The organism is Parapedobacter defluvii (assembly GCF_014642075.1).
GTDB lineage: Bacteria > Bacteroidota > Bacteroidia > Sphingobacteriales > Sphingobacteriaceae > Parapedobacter > Parapedobacter defluvii.
The window spans coordinates 20,961-45,635 of the sequence record NZ_BMIK01000001.1; the positions used below are offsets into that span (position 1 = coordinate 20,961).

Below are 24,675 nucleotides of genomic sequence, written 5' to 3' on the forward strand. Positions count from 1 at the left end.
AACCCATTTTGTTTCAGCCACTCATCACTGACCACTGATCTCTTAATTCCTGATATTCAACTCCTGAACCCGATCATACGTTTCGTAGCTCGAAGTAACCACCTTATCCCCGGGTTCCAGGCCGCTGATCACTTCGTAATAATCGGGATTCTGCCGACCGAGCTGCACGTCTACCCGGTATGCTGTTTTGCCATCTTCGGTAAGCTTGAATACCCAGTTGCCTCCGGTTTGCTGGTAGAATCCGCCTTTGGCCAACAGCACCGCTTTGGTTTCGTCGCTGAGTGCAAGGCGGATTTGTAGCGTTTGGCCACGCCGTATACCGTCGGGAACCTCATTTACAAACTCCATGTCAACCTGAAAACGGCCGCTGGTCACTTGGGTATATACCTTCTTGATGACTAATTTATAACTCTTGCCGGCAAATGAGAATTCACCTTCCAGATCGGGGTAGATACGGGAAATATAATGTTCATCGATATCCGCGCGGACTTTGAATCCGGTTAGTACGTCGATCTGGCCAAGGCGTTCACCGGCCGGTTTGTTTTGCCCGATTTCAGCATCGAATGAAGTGAGCTGTCCATCTACCGGTGACCGGAGGATGAGATCGCCTACCTTTTTACGCATCAGTTCCAAGGCGGACATGCCGCTGGCATACAGTTGTTTGTTTTGTTCGAGTGCTTGGACGCTCCGGATGGAATCTTGCTCAATGTTTTCACGGGTGAGCTTAATCCGCTGCACCTGGTAATCGTAGTTATTTTTAGCTTCTTGGTATTCCTGGCTGCCAATGGCTTTTTGCTCGTATAGCGTTTTGTTGAGGTCATATAAACGCTTGGCTTCTTTCAAGGCATTTTCGGCATCGGCCATCTGGTTGCGGTTGTCAATGGCGGTCTTCTGCGCATTGGTTTGGGCAATTTGCATTTGGGTCAGGTTGTTGTATACCTGCGTTTCCTGGGTCACCAAGCTCAATTCCAGGTCTGTATTGGAAAGCCGCATAATCGGGTCACCCTTTTTGAGTTTAGCCCCGTCTTCTACAAACTTCTCTTCCACCCTCCCGCCGACAGAGGCATCCAGAAAAATACTGGTAATGGGCAGTACAGTGCCATTTACAGGAATAAATTCACGGAAGGAATCTTCTTTGACCTCGGATATGGTAATGCGTTCCGCGTCTACGTTGAGCTTTGAATTGCCAGAAGTGAAATAGTAGCTGGCAAATATCAACGCCAAGATACCCACTCCCCCTACCACCAGGGTGATACGTTTACTGTTCCACTTTTTTTTCGGTAATGCTCTATCCATGTTTCTTTTTTGTGTTCGGTGATCGGTGTTCAGTGAATGCAGGGACGATTATGCACTGCAATTACTCACCACCGACCACTCATCACCCACCACCCCTATACAACGCCGTGCCAAAAATATAACTGATTTGAAAACAGTTTGTTGTGATCGGTTATAAAACAAAACTGTTCGGAATCGAACACCTGCTGTGCGGTAGCGGACAATGAGCGGGAAACAATTGCCAATATCATTTTTGTTGGTTAGTTTTGCGTACCCTGAAAATATGCAGACAAACCTTGGATTTAAGATTAGTGATTTATGTTTTTCAGACAGATAACCTCCGTATTCCTTACCATTATAGCAACATGCGGTCTCTTATATGCACAACCCACACCCGCGGATTCGTTCTTTGTTAAACAACATTACATCAAAAAAGAATTACGGATACCGATGCGCGATGGCATACACTTGTTTACGGCGGTTTATCTTCCGAAAGATACGACGAAGACTTATCCGATCCTTGTTATGCGTACGCCGTATAGTGTCGCTCCATATGGCGAAAGTCGTGACAAAGTGCCGCTTGGGCCAAACATGCAATTCACGCACGAGGGGTTTATTTTTGTTTATCAGGATATACGGGGCAAGTACCTCTCGGAAGGCGATTTCGTTGCCGTCCGCCCTTACATCCCGGACAAGCGGGGCCGACAGGATGTGGATGAAAGCTCGGACGCTTACGATACCATCGACTGGCTGCTGAAAAACATCAAGGGACATAACGGACGTGTGGGTATTTGGGGGATTTCTGCTCCGGGAGGATATGCAACGGCAGCATTGTTGGATGCCCATCCGAATTTAGTTGCTGTCTCGCCGCAGGCACCTGTGACAGATTGGTTTATGGGTGACGATCGCCATCATAACGGTGCTTTTATGTTGATGGGGTCGTTCTCATTCGTATCCTCCTACGGGCGGAAGCGTGACCGTATATCGGCAAATGGACTTGCGGGGTATGGAGGCTATGGTACGCCGGACGGCTATGATTTTTACTTGAAGCACGGTACCTTAAAAAATCTTTCACAGCTATTGGAACCGATAGAAAATCCATTGTGGGATGACCTCATGGGCCACGGCACGTACGATGCATTCTGGAAGGCCCGTACGCCGTTGCCCCATCTGAAAAATGTGCGGCCGGCCGTGTTGACGGTGGGCGGATGGTTTGATCAGGAAGATCTGTATGGTCCGCTGAAAACGCAGGCGGCCCTTGCGGGCCAAAGTCCGTCTACCGCTCAAACCTTTGTAATGGGGCCTTGGTACCACGGTACATGGGCAAGGGATAGAGGGGATTGGCTGGAAAATATTCCATTTGGTTCGGCAACTGGCGATTTCTACCGGGAGACCATTGAATTTCCTTTTTTCATGCATCACCTGAAGGGCAAGCCGGACCCGCATCTGCCCCCAGCCTATATTTTTGATACAGGTGCGCTCCGCTGGACAGCCTACGATCAGTGGCCACCTAAGCAGGCAATTTCCCGGAAACTCTACCTCCAGCCACAGGGGAAGCTAGCCCCGACCTCTCCTGTACCGGACAGTACAAATGAATTTGCAGCTTACTACAGTGATCCGAACCGTCCGGTTCCTTACACGGCAGAAACTCGGTTGTTGCGCGGGCGGGAATACATGGTGGAAGACCAGCGTTTTGCCGCCCGGAGGCCCGATGTACTGGTGTTTGTTTCCGAACCCTTGGAAGCGCCTTTGCAGCTAGCCGGACGGTTGACCGCTAATTTATTCGTCAAGACCACTGGAACGGATGCCGATTTCATTGTCAAATTGATTGATGTGTTTCCCAACGATATGCCGAATTATCCGGAAAAGTCCGATGCGGTTATGGGTGGATACCAACTTATGGTGCGGGGTGAAGTGATGCGGGCAAAATTCCGCGACAGCTTTGAACAGCCAACCCCGCTTGATACAACGGCCGTGAATCGTGTCTCTTTCGATATGCAGGATGCCGCGCATACCTTCAAGAAAGGACACCGGATTATGGTGCAGATCCAAAGTTCCTGGTTTCCGTTGGTAGATCGGAATCCACAACAATTTATAGATATTTATCAGGCGGACGCATCGGATTTTAGGCCTGCTTGGCATCGTGTGTTTTTTACTCCGGAATATCCGTCGAATATCGACATCATGGTCGTTGAATAGCATTATAATAGATATGAAAACAATCAAATACCTACTTATCCTTTGCTGGTTACTGACCGGCGTTTTCGCCGGAGCGCAGGAAGCGGATTTATCCTATGCCAGGCATATTGTGAAAAAACTGGCTTCACCCGGATTCAACGGTCGCGGTTACCGGAAAGACGGTGATAAAAAAGCGGCTGCTTTTATTGCAAAGACATTCGAGAAGCAGGGAGTGGCGCCTTTATTCGGCGATACCTACTATCAGCCTTTCGAATTGGGAGCCAATACGTTTCCGGGAAAGTTGCGCGTGGCACTCAACGACAGGAATTTAAAGCCGGGTGTAGATTTTATCGTTTGGTCGGGAAGTCCGGCTGTCAAAGGACAATTTCCGGTGAAGGTCATTAAACGCAGCGACCTGTACGGGACGTTGTCGGATGCGGCTCAATATGCAGATGGCGCGCACTACCTATTGATCGATAATCGGAAAGACGAGCATGAAACCATGGAACAGGCGGAAAAAGCAAATGCCGCCATTCTGCATTTGCGGAATGCAACGGAGCTATCCTTGCCGGGTGTCATTGTATACGATAATGCCAAGCTTACGTGGTCATCTCAGACCAAGCCGAGTGCCCGGCCCGTGATATTTGTAAACCAACCGTCTATCGATCCGGTGACCGTCACGTCGGTGGTGTTGGATGTGGAGTCGGTTTGGACACCAGCTTATGAAACGCAAAATGTAGCCGGTATCATCCGGGGAACCACAACACCGGATTCATTAGTTGTGGTATGCGCGCATTATGACCATTTAGGCCGTATGGGAAAGAAAAACTACATTCCCGGAGCCAACGACAATGCCAGTGGGACGGCATTTATTCTGGATCTTGCCCGGTATTATGCTGCTCATCCACCCGCGTACACCCTAGTTTTTATTGCCTTTTCCGGTGAAGAATCCGGGCTTTTGGGATCCAAAGCTTTTGTGAAAAATCCCCCGTTTGATTTGTCTACTATCAAATTTCTGATCAATTTTGATATGGTAGGTACCGGGGAAGATGGAATGACGGTAGTCAATGCGCCCATGTTTCCCGAGGCGTTCAGCAAGTTGGTAGCCATCAATAAGGATAAAAACTATTTGAAGGCGGTAAATAGCCGTGGGGAATCCTGCAACAGTGACCATTGCCCATTTTATGAGAAAGGAGTGCCCAGCTTTTTTATATACACACAAGGAGGAATTGCCGCATACCACGACATCCACGACCGGTATGAAACGCTTCCTTTCACGGCATTTGCGAACCTGAAACAATTGATCATTGATTTCTTTGAATAGCGTTTTCAGTCGGGTTTACAGGATATCCACCAACTTTTCAAATGCCATCCCCCGCGATGCTTTGAGCAATATAAGCGCTCCCTGTATCGGATGTCTGCGCAGAGCCTCAGCAGCTTCTTCGGTCGTTGCGTAAAATTCCGCACCTGTGTGGCGATGCTGGTAAAATGCCTTTCCGACAAGTATTATGCGGGACGCATCTACTGAACATGCCTGTGCAGCGATTTTGCCATGTTCTTCGTATGAATCTTCGCCAAGCTCAAACATGTCGCCGAGGATGACCACCTTTTTGTCGCCTTTTAGCATGCGCAGGTTTTCCAATGCAGCAGCCATGCTGCTGGCATTGGCGTTGTAATAATCACGTATGACGGTGTTGTGTGCCGTTTTGGTGAGTTGCGAACGGTTGTTGTTGGGCTGATAGCCTGCTATTCCCTGATTAATTTTTTCGGGGGATAAACCGAAATAGAGGCCGATGCAGGCGGCAGCGAGGATATTTTCTGTATTGTAGGACCCTGTAAGCTGGGTACGCACCCTATGCGGGGCCGTACTTCCGCTGGAGGCCCATTTTAATTCAAGCAAAGGGCTGGCCGCGATCAACTCACCCACAAGTTGGTTGTCAGGTGAGTAGCCATAGGTGATTATGTGCTCGATGTCCCGCGCAGCAGCCATCTCCCGAAGCAGCGGGTTATCATGTTGCAGAAATAAGGTGCCGCGATGGGCGGAAAGGTAATCGTAGAGTTCGCCTTTTGCTTTTTTTACCCCGTCAAAGCTGCCAAACCCCTCCAAGTGCGCTTTTCCGACGTTGGTGATAAGGCCGTGGGTAGGCTGCGCAATCCCGCAGAGGAATGCGATCTCCCCGATGTGATTGGCACCCATCTCGATGATGGCTATTTCCGTTTGCCGGGAGATGGATAAGATCGTCAGCGGCACGCCGATGTGATTGTTTAAGTTGCCCTTTGTGGCGTAGGTGTTAAATTGCTGTGACAACACGGCGTGGATCAGTTCTTTGGTAGTTGTTTTTCCGTTCGTACCGGTAATGCCGATAAAGGGAATCTGAAGCTGGTCGCGATGATGCCTGGCTAAATCATGCAGGGCCGTCAATACATCCGGAACGAGCAGAAAACGGTCGTCTGTTTGATATTGAGCCTCGTCGATGATGACATAGGACGCTCCTTTTTCAAGCGCTTCGGCGGCAAATGCGTTGCCGTTAAAATGTTCTCCTTTCAACGCGAAGAATAAGCTTTGGGGTTGTATATTGCGCGTATCCGTACTGATAGCCGGATGTTTCAGAAAATAGGCGTATAGCGATGCGGGTTCCATGGTACAAGTTTAGCTAAAAAGTAGGTAAGTTGGGAAGTACCTGCTGAATCGTGTTTATGACTTATCTTGGTTGGCTTTTTTATAAAATGCCGGCGTAACGCCCATTACCTGTTTGAATATTTTTGAGAAGTGATAGCGGTCTGAAAATCCACAGTTATACGCAATCTGATCTATCGTTTGTGAACTGTGGTGCATCAGGCCGCACGCTTTTTCAACCCTGGTTTTCAGAATATACTGCTGAACAGTTGTCCCGGTTGTCAGTTTGAAAAGCCTGGCAAAAGAGTTAACCGCCATGTTTGCTTTGTAGGCGAGTTCATCATTACTCATTTTCGCGAAAAAATGTGCATCGATATATTGCAATGCATCGAATATCCGATAATCTATTTTCCCGAACTTCCACAAGTCTTTTGGTATTTTGGCTACGAAGCGCAGGATAAGTTGTTTTATCCGTAAACAATCAAAAAAATTAAACGTCGCGTCTTCTTCCTGACACGAAGTTTTAATCATATTGAGCTCTTGCTTGACATACTGATCACAATCAAAAGCATAAACACCTGATTTTACAAAATCACTGGGAAAGCCGAGATGAAAGTGAATAAACAGGTGATCCGCTTTCCCCTCTTTGGAAAAAGAATCTAGCGAATCAGTTGGATGAATACGTCTCCCTACAATGCTTTCCCGGCCATTAAGGACTGTGCCATATCTCAGGCGCGTTGAAAATGATGTGTGAGGGGGAATGATGATGAGTTTATCTTCGTTTAGCGGAATGACATGATTATCAAAAAGAATAGCAGCTTGCTGCAACGTATTGTGATATAGCCGCCAAAAGGGTACGGATAAATCAACACAATCCCATTCTTCTAATACCCAGTATCGGCAACAGAATATTTTGATGTCGAAATCATTAAAGAGCTGCTTAGTGCCGGAGGGGTCTGTCTTTCTTTTTTCGGATATCCGTTCGATTATGTTTGTTTTATACATATTATTGTTTGGTGATGACATGACAAATTGAAGATTAAATCAATTATTTTACATTATCCAATTGTGAGCGTTTGTTTTAAGTAAGTCCTGTCAAATAAGGGTTTTAAGTAATAAAGAAGTATTGGGGATAGTGTTTGTATAGATTTCAGTATTAGGAGCTATTTACATTCAATTGAAAATTTTATACATAATTCGGGTCCAAATATAAAGCGAATTTAGAGAAGCTTAAGTAGATATGCAAATAGCAGTAATTGAACAAAAGACGAAATGTAGTTGATTATTGGCTTAAGTCTGCTACGGAAACGTACGATTAATTAACCTTTTTTATGATTGCGGTAAAACGGTGTTTTGCCCGTATAAAAGTATAGTTCGGTCCAGGGAATGTTTTCAAATGCAAAATATGTATGAATGGCAGTTCGATTCACTGATATTGAAGATGTTAAATGGATGATCAATTATTACTAAATAAACTCATTACCTTATAAATTTATTAATTATGAAACCGACCTGAGATTATCACAATGAGGTGCCAGACACAGTCTTACCTCAATTATCAACAGAAGTGTATCACCCAAAAAATTAATCCATTGACTGTAAGGTCAATACAAATGTAATTTGATATGAAAAAACTGTATTACATTTTACCGATAATCCTTTTAATACCACTTATGAAGACGGCGTCTGCCCAAACAACGGATATCATGAGTAACGGCGGAACATTAAAAGCCCAATTCAGCCCGGATAAGCTTGAAGAAGATTATCCGAAAGCCGTTGACAACGATAAAAACACCAAATATTGCTATGGATTCTCCAGTAATTTATGGTTACAATACCAGTCTCCAAATCCTGTGGTAGTTAATCAATACCTACTAACTTCTGCCAATGATGTGCCGGCACGTGACCCAAGGAATTGGAAATTACTGGGATCCAACGATGGGAAAAAATGGATTAAACTGGATATGCGTGCAAAAGAGGAGTTCGAGGAGCGCATGGAAACCAACGTATATTCCTTTGAGAATACAACGCCGTATACTTACTATCGTCTGCATATCACTGCCAACAATGGCGATCAGGCTACGCAATTCGCGGAATGGAGGCTTTTCCATGTGACGGAATAAATTAAGTAATAAACTATAAAAAATATGAAAAGATTGTTTACAAGGATATTTTTGGTTGCTGCAGTTGCAGCAATATCATCCTGTGAAGGAGAAATGGATTATTCTGAATACATGCGGGTTGTAGCTGTTGCGGACTTTACAACCACGGTGCAGGCTCCGAATAATTTGACGGTGAAAATTACCAATAATTCAAAGAACGCAAAAACTATCCAATGGGATTTTGGCGATGGATCGCCAGCTTCTTCGGAAACTGAACCGACGCATACATATTCCGAACCCGGAGTATATACGATTGCATTGAACATACAAAGTGCAACAGGTTTTGAAAGTACCAAAAGCCTCGATGTAACGGTTACGCCGGTTGATGTCATACCCGTTGTAAATTTTGCCTATGAACAAGAGGGTTCCGACCCTTTGAAAATAAAATTCACCAATCAATCTCAGGATGGCATAACTTTTCTTTGGAATTTTGGAGATGAATCTGCCACATCAACAGATGAGTCCCCCACACATGTGTTTCCGGTGACGGGTAAGTACGCTGTGACGTTAACTGCGACAAGCACAACCGGCAACGACAATGCCAGGATAATTCATATCCGTGTGCCTAAATTAACCGAGCCTGAAAAATTGGATATTGTAAATCCCAGTTTCGAACTTGATCCGAAGGATAGCTATGTTATAACAGGTTGGGATCCAGTAGTTAATAACTACCCGGGTAGTCCAGGGTGGGGTGGGTTCTTTATCGCTGAAATTCCGAAGACAGGTACAAGGTGCTTGTTGTTCTGGACGCCATCCGTAGATTCCGGAAATGGCCACACACACGAATTGGCTTACCAAGGATCGGTGACCCAAACTATTGGTGGGTTAGAGGATGGAAAGTACTCCTTCAGGGCATGGGTTTACTCCAAGGATATGGAAGGAATGAGCCTTTTAGCCAATGGAGGCGGAGAAGATATCATCAAAGAGGTGGGTACCAACGACGGTTATACACAACTAAGTCTCGATTTTGAGGTGGTGGGAGGTGTTGCAAAAATAGGATTTCTGATGAATAGACCCGAAGATATCGGTGATAATTGGAGTCCTGTTTTCCAGGTAGATGATGCCGAACTTTGGATATTGCCTCAATAGTATTTACAAAATCATGTGGAAACTTGATGGCCGTTTCAAGGCTTCATCATAGCTTAAAATCAATTTATTCGAATGAAAAAGATACTAATACCAGGGCTATTTTTGTCCTTCTACCTGCTTCAGACCCGTGCCAGCACTATGACGAATATGGCTATGGATTACCGGTCTGAAAAGCTAATTTACCGATTCTCCGGCAATTCAGTTCAGGAAATTACCATCCATGGCAACGTTACAAGTAAAAATGGAAATTTACAGGGGGTTACGGTTTCAGTTGAAGGAACAAGTCGCAGCACCACTACGGATAGCGACGGTAACTACACAATTTCCGTCCCAAAGGATGTGTTTTTGGTGTTTTCCTCCATGGGGTATAGCAGGCAGCGTATTGCGGTTAATAACCTCCGCACCATCAATGTGATTATGGTGGAAGAGATTAACGCATTGGATGAAGTAGTTGTCAAGGGATACACCTCTCAGAAAAGGGCGAGCCTGACGAGTTCAATTGCTACGGTATCGGGTGAGGACCTGCAAAAGGGGCCGACGTCCAATATTTCCAACGCGTTGGTGGGACGGGTAACGGGTGTACTTGCAACTACCCAGTCGGGCAGACCGGGTACAGGTGCATGGATACAGATTAGGGGACGGAGTTCGGTGAATGAACCGGGGCCGCTGATTTTGGTTGACGGGGTTGTACGTGATGATTTCGGTAACATCGACGCAAATGAAATAGCTAGCATTTCAATTTTAAAGGATGCATCTGCTACAGCTGTCTATGGTGCCAGGGCCGTGGGTGGGGTTATTTTAGTAACAACGAAAAGAGGGCAGGTCGGTAAGCCGACGATCACTTATACCGGTTCCCAGGGGGTGGAAGAGCCTACCAAATACCCAAATATGATGAATGCTTATCAATATGGCAGTATCCGTAACCAGGCCCAGTTAAACGGTGGTTTCGATCCTTCAAATCCATCCCATGTCAGCAGGTTTTTTACACAAGAGCAATTGGAAAATTTTAAAACCAATAGTACGGATTGGTTTAAGGAGACATTTAAGGAAAATAGCATGCTGGCCCAGCATAATATTTCTGTGAATGGCGGTTCGGAAGCGGTCAGGTATTTTGCGTCCCTTGGTTATGTGAACCAAACCGGTATGTGGGATCAATATAACTTTAACCGGTATAACTTTAGAACAAATGTCGATGCACGCATTAGCAACACCCTTAATGTCGGAATCAGTGTCGACGCAAGGCGGGCAAATACCGATGCCGCCGGTCTGGATGCTTATCCTATTTTTATGCATGCAATACAGGCAGCACCTATTTATTCGGTGCACAACGCCTCCGGCGCATTTAACTATATCAATGGGCAGGCAAATCCGGTGGCAGAGACCAGTCAGACCGGGTACGATAGAAACCGTAATGAAACATTTGGGGCAACGCTGAATTTTGACCAGCAGCTACCCTTTATAACCAGAGGCTTAAGCGTAAAAGGCACTGCATCGTTTATCCGGAACTCGGTATTTCAGAAAGTATTTAATACACCCTATTTCCTGTATAAAGATAATGGTGAAGCAAGTCTCATGACGGTCAACAATTTAAATAAGACCCAGTTAAGTCAGAACATTACAGACGGATCCCAGGTAACGTTGAATGCTTCGCTGAACTACGGACGTGAATTGGGTAAGCATAATGTTTCTGCAATTGTGCTCTACGAACAATTGGAAAGCAAGGGTTTTTTGATGGGGGGACTTAAGCGGGATTTTGTTTCTACTATCAAAGATGAGTTAAATGCAAGCGGGCCTCTCGAACAACAGTTGTCGGGGGTATCCACATTGGGAGACGCGAGGCGCTCGGTAGTGGGTATATTCAATTACGGTTACCACGACAGATACCTGTTGGAGGCATCGGCAAGATACGATGGATCCTATCGGTTTAATGCTGCTAATAGGTGGGGGTTATTTCCGGCTGTATCCGCGGGTTGGCGGCTGTCGGAAGAATCGTTTTTCAAAAATACGGAGGCGCTCGATTTTATTGATAACCTAAAACTTCGTGCGTCCTGGGGAAAAACCGGAAACGATAAGATTTCATCCTTTCAATTTCTGGATTCCTATACTTACATGCAGGGGAAATATCCAGGAATCTGGCCTGATTTTTTTCCGCCGGTTATTGAAAACGAATCACAGATTAACCTAGTATCCGGTGTTTTCCCGAATTATAACCTCACATGGGAGAAGTTGATTACGACAAATATCGGGCTGGATGCGACCTTACTAAACAACAATCTGACATTGGAGGCAGATTATTTTTTCCGTACAACTTCTGATATGTTGAGACCTCGGATATTATCTGTGCCTGCTACATTTGGCAGAAAATTGCCCGACGAGAATTATGCGGAAATGAAAAGTAGAGGCATAGAGGCAGCCCTCTCTTACCGTGGCAATGTCAGTTCCCTGCTTTATACCGTAAGAGTGAATGCTTCGTATGCGACAAATAAATTGACCAAATTGGATGTGCCTGAAGGGGTGGCAGACTATCAGAACAGTTTAGGCCGGCCTTTGGATGCCATGGTGGGATACCTGGCAATGGGGTTATTCCAAAGCGCCGATGAAGTTGACAATTGGATTACCCAATTTGGCGCAAAACCAACCGTGGGAGATATTAAATATGCGGATGTGAGCGGGGATGGGGAAGTTACTGAAGCCGACCAGCTCCAGATCAGTGACAACGCCGGGGTGCCACAGGTCATTTACGGTCTTACAGCAAGTTTTCGGTGGAAGAATTTTGATGCTGACCTATTCTTTCAGGGAGCTGCAAAAAGGAGTATTATGCTTGGAGAGGAAGCAATGGTGTTCTTCAGAGCTGAAGTAAATAACAGCTTTGCCTACCTCAGCGATTACTGGACACCGGAGAATACCGATGCCAAATATCCACGGCCTACAATTGATTACAGTAACAATAATTCAAGAGGTTCAACTTTCTGGATGCGGGATGGCTCATACCTTCGGTTGAAGACAGTTAATATTGGCTATTCATTTAATAACATCGAATGGATGAAAGCACATAATACCAAATTGAGGGTTTTTGCTTCGGGAACAAACCTGCTTACGTGGACCCCATTCGATGAGTTCGATCCTGAACTTGGCGATGGGACAGGTCGGTCTTACCCGCAGCAACGAAATATCACGTTAGGTATCAACTTATCGTTCTGATACCGATACCAGTTCACTGATTAAAGAAATATACTAATGAAACGGATATCAATACTAACATTGTACATCGCGTCGCTTGCGGTTTTTCTGAGTTCCTGCTCGAAGGATTTACTGGATCAAAACAATCCCGACGCTATTACTTCCGAAGATCTCTGGAAAGACTCCAAATTGATAAGCTTATACCTGAATACGATTTACGGCGACAGACCGGGCTGGGATTATAATTTTTATGATAACATCGTGGATGATTCCCGGAGCAATTGGACAGGCAATGAGCCCAATAACCACATTTATGATCAGTGGCTTGATTCGGATGTGGGGGGATACACAGCGTACTGGAAATATGAGGAAGTAGTAAGGATAAACGATTTTTTGGCCAATATCGACAATGCAGCGATGGACGAAGCGACGAAAACCCGCTATAAAGGAGAAGCGCGATTTATGCGGGCATTTTTGTATTTCGAAATGGTGCAGCGATATGGCGGAGTTCCTATCATAACGGAACCGCAAAAGATTACCGATGATCTAAATGTTCCGAGAAAGGGTCTGAACGATTGTTTTAGGTTTATCGTTGCGGAACTAGATCAGGCTACTGCTGAGCTACCGGCTGATGCACCCCGGGGTAGGGTAAGCCAGGGTGCTGCCATGGCACTTAAGGGCAGGGTACTGCTATATTGGGCGAGCCCTCAGTATTTCACAACAGACGAAGAGGCCCTCTATAAGGACGTGGAAACGATTTCGCCGGATACTCAAAAGCCGGGAGCGGCAGAACGATGGGAGGCAGCTGCTAAAGCCAATCGGGCGGTAATGGCCCTTAATAAGTATGATCTTTATCCGGATTTGACAACACTATGGATAGACAAATCCGAAGCCAATAAGGAATCAATTTTTGAAGTTCAATACCTGAAAGGATACAAAACCCACGGATTGGATGCATTGGTAAAGCCTCCGTTTCTTGGAGCGGGCGATGGTGGGCAACGTTTCCCCTTGCAGGAGCTCGTGGATGCCTTTCCGATGAAAAATGGCAGACGGATCGGCGAAAGCGGTTCAGGGTATGTTGCCAGTAACCCCTATGTTGGTAGGGACGATCGGTTTTATGCATTTATTGGTTACAATACAGCGAAAACAAAAGGCAACAAAGGTGGGGTTTTAACGGAAATCTCGCTTGAGACCTACGAAGGAGGAAGAGACTTCGGCAATATGGATGCTGGCAACACGATGACCGGATATTACACGTTGAAGGCACTGGATCCTCAAAACATCAACTATTCATACCGTGCTGGCTCAGACCAACCGTGGATTGAGTTTAGATACGCAGAGATTTTGTTGAATTATGCGGAGGCGGCCAATGAATATATGGCAACGCCTGACAATTCGGTTTATGATGCTGTAAATGCTGTTAGGACCAGGGCCGGCATAACCGTACCATTGACTTACGGCAGCATGAACAAAAACCAGATGCGTGACTTAATCAGAAACGAACGCTATGTTGAATTTTGCTTAGTGGAACGCAAACGGTATTGGGATATTAAACGTTGGGGACTTGCCGAAGAAAAATTGAACAATGTAAAATACCACAGTGTATATATCACGCAATCTGAAGGCGGTTGGAACTATTCGTATCCCGAGCGGGATCCCCGGCCTTTGAGATTCGACAAAAGGATGTATTGGTTTCCGATTCCCGGATCAGAATTGACAAAAAACCCCAATCTTCAGCAAAATCAGTATTGGCCCCTGCCTGCGGGGCGTTGATAAAACGTAGACAAGAGCGCGCAAGAGGTAATTGGCTGGACAATTCCGGCCAATTACCCTTGTTTAAAGGCTAAAAGACGTACAAATAGAAATTATCTCTAAGATGAAACGTATTAATATCGGTTGTTTTGCCATTTGGTTTGTTTGTTTCAATGCATTGGGTATAAGTGCCTTTGCACAGACTCATTCCATGTCTAAAGCGTATCACCCCCCAAAAGATCCATTGGTACAGAAAAAACTTGCTGACTGGCAAGATCTTAAATTTGGGCTCTTTATGCATTGGGGAACTTACAGCCAATGGGGAGTTATTGAAAGCTGGACATTGTGTCCTGAGGATGAGTCGTTTATCAGCCGGGGAGGGGCCCACGGAAATAACTATGTTGAGTACAAGGAATCTTACGAAAACCTTCAGATGACTTTCAATCCTGTCGATTTTGCTCCTGAAAAGTGGGTAACAGCAGCGAAAGATGCAGGAATGAAATACATGATATTTACTACAAAACATCACGACGGTTTCTGTATGTTTGATACGCAGGAAACGGATTATAAAATTACGGATGCCAGTACCCCATTCTCGTCAAATCCCCGAAGCAATATAGCCGACGAAATATTTAAAGCGTTTCGAACGGGTGGCTTTATGATTGGTGCTTATTTCTCAAAGCCCGATTGGCACAATGAAAATTATTGGTGGCCCTATTTTCCACCGAAAGACCGCAACCCCAATTATGATCCAGCCAGATACCCGGAACGCTGGCAGAATTTTAAAAACTTTACATTTAACCAGATTCGGGAATTAATGACCGATTATGGCCGGATAGATATTTTATGGTTAGACGGTGGTCAGGTCAGGCCGGTAGAGGTAGCGGGTAAGTCTGGAAGAGATGGCTCCCAATATTTCAATCAGGATATCGACATGCCTAAAATAGCTACCATGGCCCGAGCACTTCAACCGGGGCTTATTATGGTTGACAGAACAGTGGCGGGCGAATATGAAAATTATACCACACCGGAACAGGAGGTGCCGGATACACCTTTGCCTTATCCCTGGGAAACTTGTATGACAATCGGGGGTAGCTGGAGTTACAATCCCGACGATCAATTTAAATCAAGCCTCTCCCTTGTTCAAACATTAGTAAAGGTGGTGTCAAGAGGAGGAAATCTGTTACTGAATATTGCACCGGGGCCACGTGGTGACTGGGACCCGGTTGCTTATGAAAGATTAAAAGATATAGGCAATTGGATGAAGGTAAATAGCGAAGGAATATATGGATCAAAACCGGTAGCGCCTTATTCCGTTGGCAATATTTATTTTACTGAATCGGAAAATCAATCGGTCATATATGCATTTTGGCTTTCTGATAAAGACGAGGTTTCTCTGCCCGAAACCCTGATGATTCCTTTGGAAAAAGTCGCGAAAAAAGTTAAGAAGGTGAGTTTAATGGGCAGCGATTCGGCGTTGGGCTGGGAACAACGGGCTGATCGTATTGCGGTGACTGTTCCCCATACATTGTCGGCGGGCAATCAGATAAAATACAGTGCAGTATTTAAAATCGAATTTTGATTTTCGTAACATTTGAGTAGTACTAACGCAAATGGTAGCATAAAAATCCCCCAATGTGCCTGCATTGGGGGATTCCATTAAATGCCGCCCGGGGCTTTCACGGGTTTCGGTCGCCCGCATTATGGTCCCGGCGATGTCGTGTTTTACAAACCTTGTTTCGCTTTTTAGTGACCTAACAGATGTTTGTACCGGATCAGTGCTTCTACGTAGTAATAATCGGCATAAGACAAGGGTACATCAATTTCACTATTAGCAGGGAAATGTCCGGTGGAATGCATCAGTAGGAAACCGCCGTTGGTGCCTATCGGTGCCTTATATGTGGCAGAGGAGAGGCTGGTAAGCATATGTTCGGCGGCTTTGAGGTAACGTTTTCTTTCCTTGCCCCTGACCATGCCCGATAGCTCAAGCAGTGCCGATGCGGTAATGGCTGCCGCCGATGCATCTCGCGGCACATCCGGACCGGAAACACTGTAATCCCAATACGGAATGCCGTCTTCGGGAAGATTGGGCTGATCCAGTATGAATGCTGCAATTTTGCGGGCTTGATTCAGGTATGCCTTATCGTGAGTATCCCGGTACATCATCGTATATCCGTAGAGCCCCCAGGCTTGTCCACGTGCCCAGGCCGATTCATGGTGAGCTCCCTGATGGGTATGCTTGTGGCGTACGGCACCGGTCTCGGGGTCATAGTCGATGACATGATAGGAGCTGTTATCAGGTCGGAAGTGGTTTTTGAGTGTGGTATTGGCGTGTATTTTCGAGATGTCTGCATATTTGGGATTTCCCGAAACGCGCGATGCCCAATTCAGGAATTCGAGGTTCATCATGTTGTCAATAATAACCGGAAATTTCCAGCTGTCACTGTTATGATCCCAGGAGCGGATGCAACCGACAGTTGAGTTAAAACGGGAGGCTAGCGATTCTGCGCCTGTAAGCAGGACATCGCGGTAATGTGTGTTCCCGGTAAGCCGTAAGGCATTGCCAAAACTGCAATACAGCATGAAGCCCAGGTCGTGTGTACCTTTGTTGTCCTTTTCCTTTTCCAGTAACTGAAGCCTTTTTTCCGCTTCCTTTAACAGATCTGCGTCTTTGCTATATTCATAGAGATATAACAACGTGCCGGGGTAAAATCCAGAAATCCAGGAATTGCTTTTTGCGGTAGCTAAGGAATCGTTGGCTTTGTCAAACGTGCGGGGCAGTACACCGTCCGGCACCCGCGTCATCAAGGTTTTGTATTGTGCGACGGCATTGTTTATGTTTTTGTTTACAAATTCATCGGTCAGTGCCAGACTGTTCTGCTGGGCACTCAGCGATGTTGTCATGGTCAGAGCCAATCCGAGACCCGCCATTTTTTTCATTGTTTGTCGGTATATCATACTGTTATTCATTACGTGTGAGGAAAGCTTCTGTACGTGCCCTTCAACGGTGGTCGTGTCTGGCGCCGTTGTTACAGGCGACAGCTCTTTCGTGAAACATATCTAGATACAGGCCTCATAAATTAGTAACTACCCGCAATGATACATATTTGTAAGGAAATGCGCAAACGTTTACGCAACTATTCCAATGGTGGAAACTCCAAACACATTGTAATTTGCCTTAAGTCCCGGTAACGGAGGTAAGAATCTATATGCATATTGATGCATGATTTGCGTATTATTGCTTTTTTGTTTACCTTTTATTTGTCAATTAGAAGACTTTATGAATCTAATTTTAGCGTTTTATTGTTGTTATTAAAATAAAAAATGCAAAAACATGCAATTTATGAAAAGATATTCCTATACTTGTGGTATTGTTGCGGGATAAACCTCCCCGTACATGTAATTATGAAGAGAAACCATACGAACATGCTTATAGGGAATGTTGTGGCTTTGTTTATCGGTCAGACGATCTCAATGCGTATAAAGCAATGTGAAGGGTTATTTATTGTGCTGATATTGGATACTATTTCAAACCATTTTATTATACCATTCATTTAATTAAACGCTTTAAAAATGAGAAAATCGATACAATTTTCAATGATGATTGTACTGGGTATTCCACTGTGGGCCTTCGGTTTTAAGGGGGAAAAGGGGATGCTCAGTTCTGCTTTAACAAGAGGCGCCATCACAGTAAGTCCGCTAAATTTGGTAGTGCAGCAAACGGTGAGCGGGCGGGTTATTGGTACAGACGGATTGCCATTGCCTGGCGTGAGTATATCCGTTGTCGGCAGTGAAGCTGCAACAAGTACCAACGAAGCCGGTAATTACAGTATTTCAGTGCAAACGGGTGCAACACTTCGTTTCTCGATGATTGGCTATGCGTCGCAAGACATCGTGGTCAGCGGGGCTACATTGAACGTCACCTTGGAAGCCAGCGGCCAAAGTCTGGATGAAGTGGTGGTGGTAGGGTATGGTACGATGAAACGATCTGATCTGACAGGTGCGGTTGTTACCGCTGATCTTGAGGCGTTCAAAGAGGCGCCTAATACCAATATTTTACAATCTATCAAAGGAACCGTGCCAGGTTTACAAATCGGGCAAACGAATCAAGCTGGAGCGGAACCATCTATTGCGGTCAGAGGAAGAAATACCATCAATGGAAACACGGCGGTATTGATTGTGTTGGACGGCATTATTTACAATGGAAGAATTGGCGATGTGAATCCCGCGGATATTGAATCGGTAAACATCTTAAAGGATGCCAGCAGTAAAGCCATTTACGGAGCTCAGGCTGCCAATGGCGTCATGTTGATCACAACCAGGGGCGGTAAAAAAGGGAAACCGACCATAAGCTATTCGACCTACCTGGCGTCTCAGACCCCAACTTCTGATATGAGGTTGCGTAATGCCGAAGAAAAGAAACAAATCATTCGGGATATATACTATCAAAACTCCTACCTGGCCCCGGACTACACACAGCCCAATCCCGATTGGGATTTTTCGGATACCGAACTTGTTCCGGAAAACGTGAGGGGGATCGAGGATGGAACCGACTATGATTGGTGGGGCGCACTGACAAACCCCGGTTTCATCACCGATCATGCCTTAACAATAGGCGGGGGTACTGAAAAAACTTCTTATTATTTGTCAGGCGGGTTTACGAAGCAAAGGGGCTTTTTGATGAATGACAATTATAAAAGAAATACTGCGAGGATCAATGTGAGTACAGAGATTTCCGAATGGCTAACTGTGGGTGCAAATACGTTCGGTGCGTTTACTGACTATTCGGGTATTTACCCGAATATGGGTGCTATGAAATTGACTAGTCCGTTTGTTACACCCAAAGACGAAAACGGAGAATACATTATATACCCGACGGGAGCGACCAATATCATTAATCCATTTCTTGATGCGGCCGCAGATAATAAAGACCTGAAAACCCGGATCAACGGAACATTCTACGGAATCGTAAAAATCCCCCAGATTCCCGGCTTGGAATACCGGCTAAATCTGGGTAACGATTTTTTGTTGGAGAATTACTATTATGGCAGTCCCTATGCTGCGAATCTGGCTGGAGCAATATCAAAAAGCAATCAGCAACGGTTCGATATGACGTTTGATAACATCCTCTCTTATGAAAACCGATTCGGAGACCACGGCATATCAGCCACCTTGGTTGCAGGCTACCGGAGAAACCAGTTTGAATCTACGTTGGCAGAAGGAACCAATGTGTCTAACATCTCACTTTCATACAACAGTCTGGAACAGGCAGAAATTCAAAGGACAAGCTCAGATGCGTGGAAAGAAACCTTCCTGTATCAGATGGGAAGGATAAATTACAACTACCGGGATACCTATATGCTGACCGCTACCTTACGTAAAGATGGATTCAGCGGGTTTTCCAGGAATAATAAATCGGCCCTGTTCCCCTCTGTAGGTGCGAGTTGGGTGCTATCCAATGAACCGTTTGTGTCGATCCCCAATCTTGAATACCTAAAATTAAGAGGAACCTATGGGGTAAACGGCAATATGACGACCCGGTATAGTTCGTTGGCCCGGGTGACTACCGATGATGCTTCAAAGTATGTCTTCGGTGACGGGTCGGGTACCGCCATGGGGCAGTCAATGGGTTCTCTTGCCAATGATAACCTGAGCTGGGAGAAAACGAAAGGGCTTAATGTCGGCATAGATTTTAGCTTATTCAGTAACAGAATCGGCGGAAACATAGACTACTATGATACGGAAACTACCGATTTATTGTGGAATGTAGTCATACCGGAAATCACCGGATTTCCTTCCATCTCAAGTAATGTCGGAAGACTTAAGAATAGGGGAATCGAAATCATATTATCCACAATCCCGGTGAGAACGGATAATCTTGAATGGAATGTGAACCTGAATTTTGCGCGCAATACCAACAAAATTATGAGTCTTTTAGGTGAAGATAAGAATAATGACGGAAAGGAAGACGACCTGATTGGCAGTAACCTTTTTATTGGAAAATCAATAGGTACCGTCTATCATTACCAGATTGATGGCATCTGGCAGCTTGATGATGACGTGATGACCGGCTATCAACCGGGGACTTATCGTATCGTAGATCAGAATGAAGACGGGAAGATAACCGCAGATCAAGACCGTGTATTTCTTGGCCAGACCGAACCTGCATACTTCTTTGGTATTCAAAGTGGACTGACCTATAAAAACATTACCTTCCGCTTTTTCATCAATGCCATTCAAGGTGGAAAGAACGGATATCTGGGTGCCAATGTACCCGCCAACGTGGCATCAACCGGTAATTTTGCCAATTTGAATACCTTTAATTACGATTTATGGTCTGTAAGCAACCCAACCGGCAAATATGCCACCGGATGGACCGTGCCGCAAATCAATCCCACCCCTTATTATTCGAGGAGCTTTGTGCGATTGCAGGACGTTTCGCTTGCTTATCAGTTTAATAGTTCGCTGATCAACAGAATAGGACTCAAAAATCTCAAACTAAATGTAAGTGGTAAAAACCTCTTAACTTTTACGAAGTGGGATGGATGGGATCCGGAAACCGGCCAAGGCATCAACAGTGACGCCTATCCCGTAATGAAATCACTAAATGTAGGTCTTGAGCTTAGTTTATAATTTTTAGAAAGTCAATCATATGAAACCTGCATGAGCTGTCATTCAAAAAAGGATATGTTTAAAATAGCTCATGTAAGCTTCATCACTGTTAAAAATTTAATCAGATGAAAAAGATATTAACTTCCTTCTCTTGCCTGATTCTCCTTTCCGTGAGCTTCTCCTGTAAGGATGTCCTGGAAGAAAAACCGCTGGATTTTTACAGCCCGGAAAATAGTTTTGTGAGCTATGACGATTATCAGCGGGGGTTAACCGATCTGTACGCCAAAGTAAGAACAATCTGTTATGCGGCTACGGAATACAAACCTTATCTCACCGCTACCGATATCGCCCAGGACGGACGGTATCAGCTTACAGCTCGTTTCGGCGGGCATACCAATTACCTGGTACCCACTAACAGTGATGTATTATTGCACTGGAGGAGTTGGTACAAGATCGTTAGTAATGCCAACACAATTCTAGCAAGGGTTGGCAATTCGGGTCTTACAGACGACGAAAAAACACTCATTACTGCGGAAGCCAAATTTTTCCGGGCATTTGCCTATCGTTTCCTGGTGTATCTGTGGGGAGGTGTGCCGTTGATAACCGAAGAGGTTACCGCACCTAAGGCCGATTTCGTGCGGGCATCCAAAGCCGAAGTTCTCGAACAGATTATTTCCGATGCGACAGAAGCCGCCAACAATTTGCCGCCGATCAACCAGGTGACGGATGGTAAAGTATCCAACCTGGTCGCGCAGCAATTACTGGCGGAAACCTATATTGCCCTGGAAAGATACGATGAAGCCATCGCAGCAGCCTCGGTGGTCATCGACGATCCCAATACCGATTTGATGCAAAATCGTTTTGGAAGCATGGTGAATCAAAACCCACAAGATGAGCTCCTGAATTTCACCCAGCCGGGCGACGTTTATTGGGACCTGTTCCGTGTAGGCAATCAGAACCGTAGCAGTGGTAATAGAGAAGCATTATGGGTGATTCAATATGAAACGGATATACCGGGAGGAATACTGGAATCCACAGGCGGCTATGCACACATGCACACATTAGAGCGGGTGGCGGGCCCTGCATCTTGGTTGACACTTAGGGATCCCGATGGGGAAGAAGGTGCCATAGGCGTTCCCATGTCGGACTATAATACGGGAGGGGCAGGCGTTTCGCTGATGATGAATACAGATTTCTTCCTGTATGACCTTTGGGAAAGTGATTGGAACAACGACATCCGGAATGCGCCCCATAATATTGTGCGCGATTTAGTGTATACGAACCCGGCTTCCGCTTGGTATGGCAAAAGTGCGGTGGAAAATCCCGGTTCAACATTGATAGAACAACCATGGCGGTGGTATCCCCACCCTTCTAAAATTACGACACCGGGGCAACACCCGGACGGTGTGTATGTGGATAAAAGCCTTGGTACCATTAAAAATACGGCCGGAGCATTGTATCGCGACCGTTATATGATGCGCTTGGCGGAAACCTATTTACTGAGAGCGGAAGCGTATCTGGGGAAAGGCGATCAGCAAAATGCGGCCAACGACATCAATGCAGTCAGACAGCGGTCAAAAGCGACACCGGTGGAACCGGCAGATGTTACCCTGGATTATATTCTGGATGAGCGGGCAAGGGAACTTGTCTATGAGGAGCCCCGGCGCATCACCCTGCACCGGACAGGAAAACTAGTAGAGCGGGTACGTAAGTACAATACCTTGAATAAGGACGAGATCCAGGATTACCATCAACTGTGGCCCATCCCGTATTCGGAAATTGAAGCCAACAAAGACGCGGTTCTTGAGCAAAACCCAGGGTATTGAGACGGATGAGGACGATTTATTGTATTGCCTGTTTATTCATAGGATTGCTTTGCGTGCGTTGTCATGTGCAATTGCCGTTAGCGGAAGTGAAAAATCGGGAAGGTGTCCCTGCCTTGTTCGTTAACGGGACTGCATACCCCCCGTATGCCTACATGTCATACCTCGGCGAACCTAGATTCTACCAGGAAATGGAAAAGGTGGGGCTGCATTTATACAACATCCCTGCCTACCTGGGTGATCGGGGTATTAATTCGATTTCGGGTATCAAACCGTTTCGCTCACCCATTTGGGTGGGCGAAAATAAATTGGATTATACGAGTATTCGTAAAGATTTTGATGACCTGATTGCCTCAGATTCCAATGCAATGGCGATCATCCGAATTCACTTGGATGCACCGGTATGGTGGGAAACATTGCATCCGGAGAGTGCAAGCCTGCAACCCGACGGTTCCACGTTTCGGACTAGCATGTATAGTACGCTTTGGAAGGAAGAGGCCGGTAAGATACTGGCCCAACTGGTGCGTTGGTTGGAGCAATCACCTTATGCCAAACACCTGATTGGCATCCATGTAGCGGGGGGCCTAACCGAAGAATGGATGTATCATTTCAGGGATGAGTTTTACGATGAAAGTTCTGTAAGGCTTGAAAGCTTCAGGGAATGGTTGCGGACGCGCTATAGCGGCGATGTTGAACGGTTGAGGCGGTCCTGGAATCGCCACGACGTGACATTCGAGAATGCGCAGTTGGGTGATATCAGTGGAAAAGTGAGGACCGATCGATGGCGCCTTCCCGATACGGCGGGACAGGTCTTTGACACCTTTGTTTTCCACGGAGAAACCACGGCCGATAATATCGCGCACTTCTGCCGTATTGTGAAGGAAGCAAGCCGTGGCAGATTACTTACAGGTGCTTTTTACGGGTATCATTACTTTGTGGATGATCCCCGCCGCGGGCACGGCGCATTGGCCAAGCTGCTTCGGTGCCCCGATTTAGATTACTTGTCCAGTCCGAACGACTATCATCGTGTTATTGGTGAAGATTGGGCACCTTTTGCGGCCATCAAATCGGTACAGTTGCATGGTAAGCTGTGGTTAGCGGAAAATGACACACGCACATCCATCACCACCCTGTTACGTGATCGGGCTCCGCACATTCAACCCGAAGGTACCGCGTATACAGATGGGGTGTGGTTAGGACCTAAGTCGATGGACGAATCGGAAGCGTTGCTGTGGAAGAACCTCGGACGTATGCTAGCCTACGGTTATGGAGGATGGTGGTTTGATATGTGGGGCGGATGGTTCAGCGATCCAAAATTAATGCATATCATTGCGTCCGGACAACGTTTTTTCGAGCGCTATCCGGATGAGGCATTTCCAGCAATGGCACCTAAGGTAGCCGTGATTGTTGACGAGAAACTGGGTGCGATGGATGCTTCATTCGGTAAGCTTACGGGCAACTTATTGCGTAACCGGTACGCGTTGGGCAAAATCGGAGCGCCGTATGATCTGTATTTACGCGAAGACCTGGATGCGGTTAAAGCAGGGCAATATCAGGTGGTGTGGTATATGGGGCTGCTGTCGTTGACCGACGAAGAGCAATCCTTTCTGGAGGAGGCCACTAGGCAAGGTGCTTGGATGGTTTGGACAGACGGTGTTCGATCTACGGTATATCAACCCGATGGGGAGGTGCAACGCATGGATGCAAAGATTCAGTGGGATGCGCCTGAGATCAGTGAGTTGCTTGGAAGAGCCGGCGTGCACCGTTATCTGGAAGGGGGAACGGATGTTTTATACGCGGGAAGGGGATGGATATGCCTGCATACGGCTGACGGTGGAGACAAATTGATTAAATTGCCATTCCGCGCCAAGGTAATTGATCCTGATTCCGAAGCGGTAATTGCCACCGGGGATTCTTTTGAAGTATCTATGAAAGCGAAATCAACCCGGATATTCAGGTTAGTAAAAGATGACTTAAAGCATTAGTT

Annotated in this window: 14 protein-coding genes; 10 read left to right on the forward strand and 4 right to left on the reverse strand. The window is 45.9% G+C overall.

Translation table 11 applies throughout. The features are described from left to right. Positions 1–42: 42 nt before the first annotated feature. Entirely contained in the window at positions 43–1,296 is a 1,254-nt protein-coding gene (locus IEX60_RS00075; protein WP_188746137.1) for an efflux RND transporter periplasmic adaptor subunit, read from the reverse strand. 297 nt (positions 1,297–1,593) lie between these two features. Here IEX60_RS00075 and IEX60_RS00080 point away from each other — a divergent pair, with 297 nt between their 5' ends. Both IEX60_RS00080 and IEX60_RS00085 read left to right on the forward strand, forming a co-directional pair. Next, positions 1,594–3,474, forward strand: a complete 1,881-nt coding sequence (locus IEX60_RS00080; RefSeq protein ID WP_188746139.1) for a CocE/NonD family hydrolase — start codon at positions 1,594–1,596, stop codon at positions 3,472–3,474. 13 nt (positions 3,475–3,487) lie between these two features. Next, positions 3,488–4,777, forward strand: coding sequence for a M28 family metallopeptidase (locus IEX60_RS00085; RefSeq protein WP_188746141.1), 1,290 nt, complete (start codon positions 3,488–3,490; stop codon positions 4,775–4,777). Between the two features lie 15 nt (positions 4,778–4,792). Here IEX60_RS00085 and IEX60_RS00090 read toward each other — a convergent pair whose 3' ends face one another. Then, positions 4,793–6,094 (reverse strand): UDP-N-acetylmuramoyl-tripeptide--D-alanyl-D-alanine ligase, encoded by a 1,302-nt coding sequence (locus tag IEX60_RS00090; RefSeq protein ID WP_188746143.1) that lies wholly within the window; start codon positions 6,092–6,094, stop codon positions 4,793–4,795. A gap of 54 nt (positions 6,095–6,148) precedes the next feature. After that, entirely contained in the window at positions 6,149–7,096 is a 948-nt protein-coding gene (locus IEX60_RS00095; RefSeq protein ID WP_229717325.1) for a helix-turn-helix domain-containing protein, read from the reverse strand. 647 nt (positions 7,097–7,743) lie between these two features. On the opposite strand from IEX60_RS00095, the gene IEX60_RS00100 reads away from it, so the two are divergent. The 5 genes from IEX60_RS00100 (at position 7,744) to IEX60_RS00120 (ending at position 15,835) form a co-directional block, all read left to right on the forward strand. Continuing rightward, positions 7,744–8,193 (forward strand): discoidin domain-containing protein, encoded by a 450-nt coding sequence (locus IEX60_RS00100; protein ID WP_188746145.1) that lies wholly within the window; start codon positions 7,744–7,746, stop codon positions 8,191–8,193. A gap of 24 nt (positions 8,194–8,217) precedes the next feature. Beyond that, on the forward strand, positions 8,218–9,321 hold the full coding sequence (locus tag IEX60_RS00105) for a PKD domain-containing protein (RefSeq protein WP_188746148.1): 1,104 nt from the start codon (positions 8,218–8,220) through the stop codon (positions 9,319–9,321). 72 nt (positions 9,322–9,393) lie between these two features. Further along, on the forward strand, positions 9,394–12,522 hold the full coding sequence (locus tag IEX60_RS00110) for a SusC/RagA family TonB-linked outer membrane protein (RefSeq protein ID WP_188746150.1): 3,129 nt from the start codon (positions 9,394–9,396) through the stop codon (positions 12,520–12,522). Between the two features lie 36 nt (positions 12,523–12,558). Beyond that, entirely contained in the window at positions 12,559–14,274 is a 1,716-nt protein-coding gene (locus IEX60_RS00115) for a RagB/SusD family nutrient uptake outer membrane protein (RefSeq protein ID WP_188746152.1), read from the forward strand. A gap of 103 nt (positions 14,275–14,377) precedes the next feature. Beyond that, entirely contained in the window at positions 14,378–15,835 is a 1,458-nt protein-coding gene (locus tag IEX60_RS00120) for an alpha-L-fucosidase (protein WP_188746154.1), read from the forward strand. Positions 15,836–15,999: 164 nt separating this feature from the next. Here the strand turns inward: IEX60_RS00120 and IEX60_RS00125 are convergent, their stop codons facing one another. Then, a complete protein-coding gene (locus IEX60_RS00125) occupies positions 16,000–17,193 on the reverse strand; it encodes a glycoside hydrolase family 88 protein (RefSeq protein WP_188746156.1) in 1,194 nt (397 codons plus the stop codon). Positions 17,194–17,826: 633 nt separating this feature from the next. Between IEX60_RS00125 and IEX60_RS00130 the strand changes: the two genes are divergently transcribed. From IEX60_RS00130 to IEX60_RS00140, 3 genes are all read left to right on the forward strand, one after another. After that, positions 17,827–20,886 carry a SusC/RagA family TonB-linked outer membrane protein gene (locus IEX60_RS00130; protein WP_229717326.1) on the forward strand — a complete coding sequence of 1,020 codons (3,060 nt, stop codon included), beginning with the start codon at positions 17,827–17,829 and terminating at the stop codon, positions 20,884–20,886. A gap of 104 nt (positions 20,887–20,990) precedes the next feature. Next, positions 20,991–22,691, forward strand: coding sequence for a RagB/SusD family nutrient uptake outer membrane protein (locus IEX60_RS00135; RefSeq protein ID WP_188746158.1), 1,701 nt, complete (start codon positions 20,991–20,993; stop codon positions 22,689–22,691). Between the two features lie 5 nt (positions 22,692–22,696). Next, entirely contained in the window at positions 22,697–24,673 is a 1,977-nt protein-coding gene (locus tag IEX60_RS00140; RefSeq protein ID WP_229717327.1) for an alpha-amylase family protein, read from the forward strand. Positions 24,674–24,675 lie beyond the last annotated feature (2 nt).

Excerpts from the sequence above, each read along its gene's own strand:
- IEX60_RS00075 (WP_188746137.1), bottom strand. The coding sequence starts at position 1,296 with ATGGATAGAGCATTACCGAAAAAAAAGTGGAACAGTAAACGTATCACC.
- IEX60_RS00080 (WP_188746139.1), top strand. The coding sequence starts at position 1,594 with ATGTTTTTCAGACAGATAACCTCCGTATTCCTTACCATTATAGCAACA.
- IEX60_RS00085 (WP_188746141.1), top strand. The coding sequence starts at position 3,488 with ATGAAAACAATCAAATACCTACTTATCCTTTGCTGGTTACTGACCGGC.
- IEX60_RS00090 (WP_188746143.1), bottom strand. The coding sequence starts at position 6,094 with ATGGAACCCGCATCGCTATACGCCTATTTTCTGAAACATCCGGCTATC.
- IEX60_RS00095 (WP_229717325.1), bottom strand. The coding sequence starts at position 7,096 with ATGTCATCACCAAACAATAATATGTATAAAACAAACATAATCGAACGG.
- IEX60_RS00100 (WP_188746145.1), top strand. The coding sequence starts at position 7,744 with ATGAAGACGGCGTCTGCCCAAACAACGGATATCATGAGTAACGGCGGA.
- IEX60_RS00105 (WP_188746148.1), top strand. The coding sequence starts at position 8,218 with ATGAAAAGATTGTTTACAAGGATATTTTTGGTTGCTGCAGTTGCAGCA.
- IEX60_RS00110 (WP_188746150.1), top strand. The coding sequence starts at position 9,394 with ATGAAAAAGATACTAATACCAGGGCTATTTTTGTCCTTCTACCTGCTT.
- IEX60_RS00115 (WP_188746152.1), top strand. The coding sequence starts at position 12,559 with ATGAAACGGATATCAATACTAACATTGTACATCGCGTCGCTTGCGGTT.
- IEX60_RS00120 (WP_188746154.1), top strand. The coding sequence starts at position 14,378 with ATGAAACGTATTAATATCGGTTGTTTTGCCATTTGGTTTGTTTGTTTC.
- IEX60_RS00125 (WP_188746156.1), bottom strand. The coding sequence starts at position 17,193 with ATGAAAAAAATGGCGGGTCTCGGATTGGCTCTGACCATGACAACATCG.
- IEX60_RS00130 (WP_229717326.1), top strand. The coding sequence starts at position 17,827 with ATGAGAAAATCGATACAATTTTCAATGATGATTGTACTGGGTATTCCA.
- IEX60_RS00135 (WP_188746158.1), top strand. The coding sequence starts at position 20,991 with ATGAAAAAGATATTAACTTCCTTCTCTTGCCTGATTCTCCTTTCCGTG.
- IEX60_RS00140 (WP_229717327.1), top strand. The coding sequence starts at position 22,697 with ATGAGGACGATTTATTGTATTGCCTGTTTATTCATAGGATTGCTTTGC.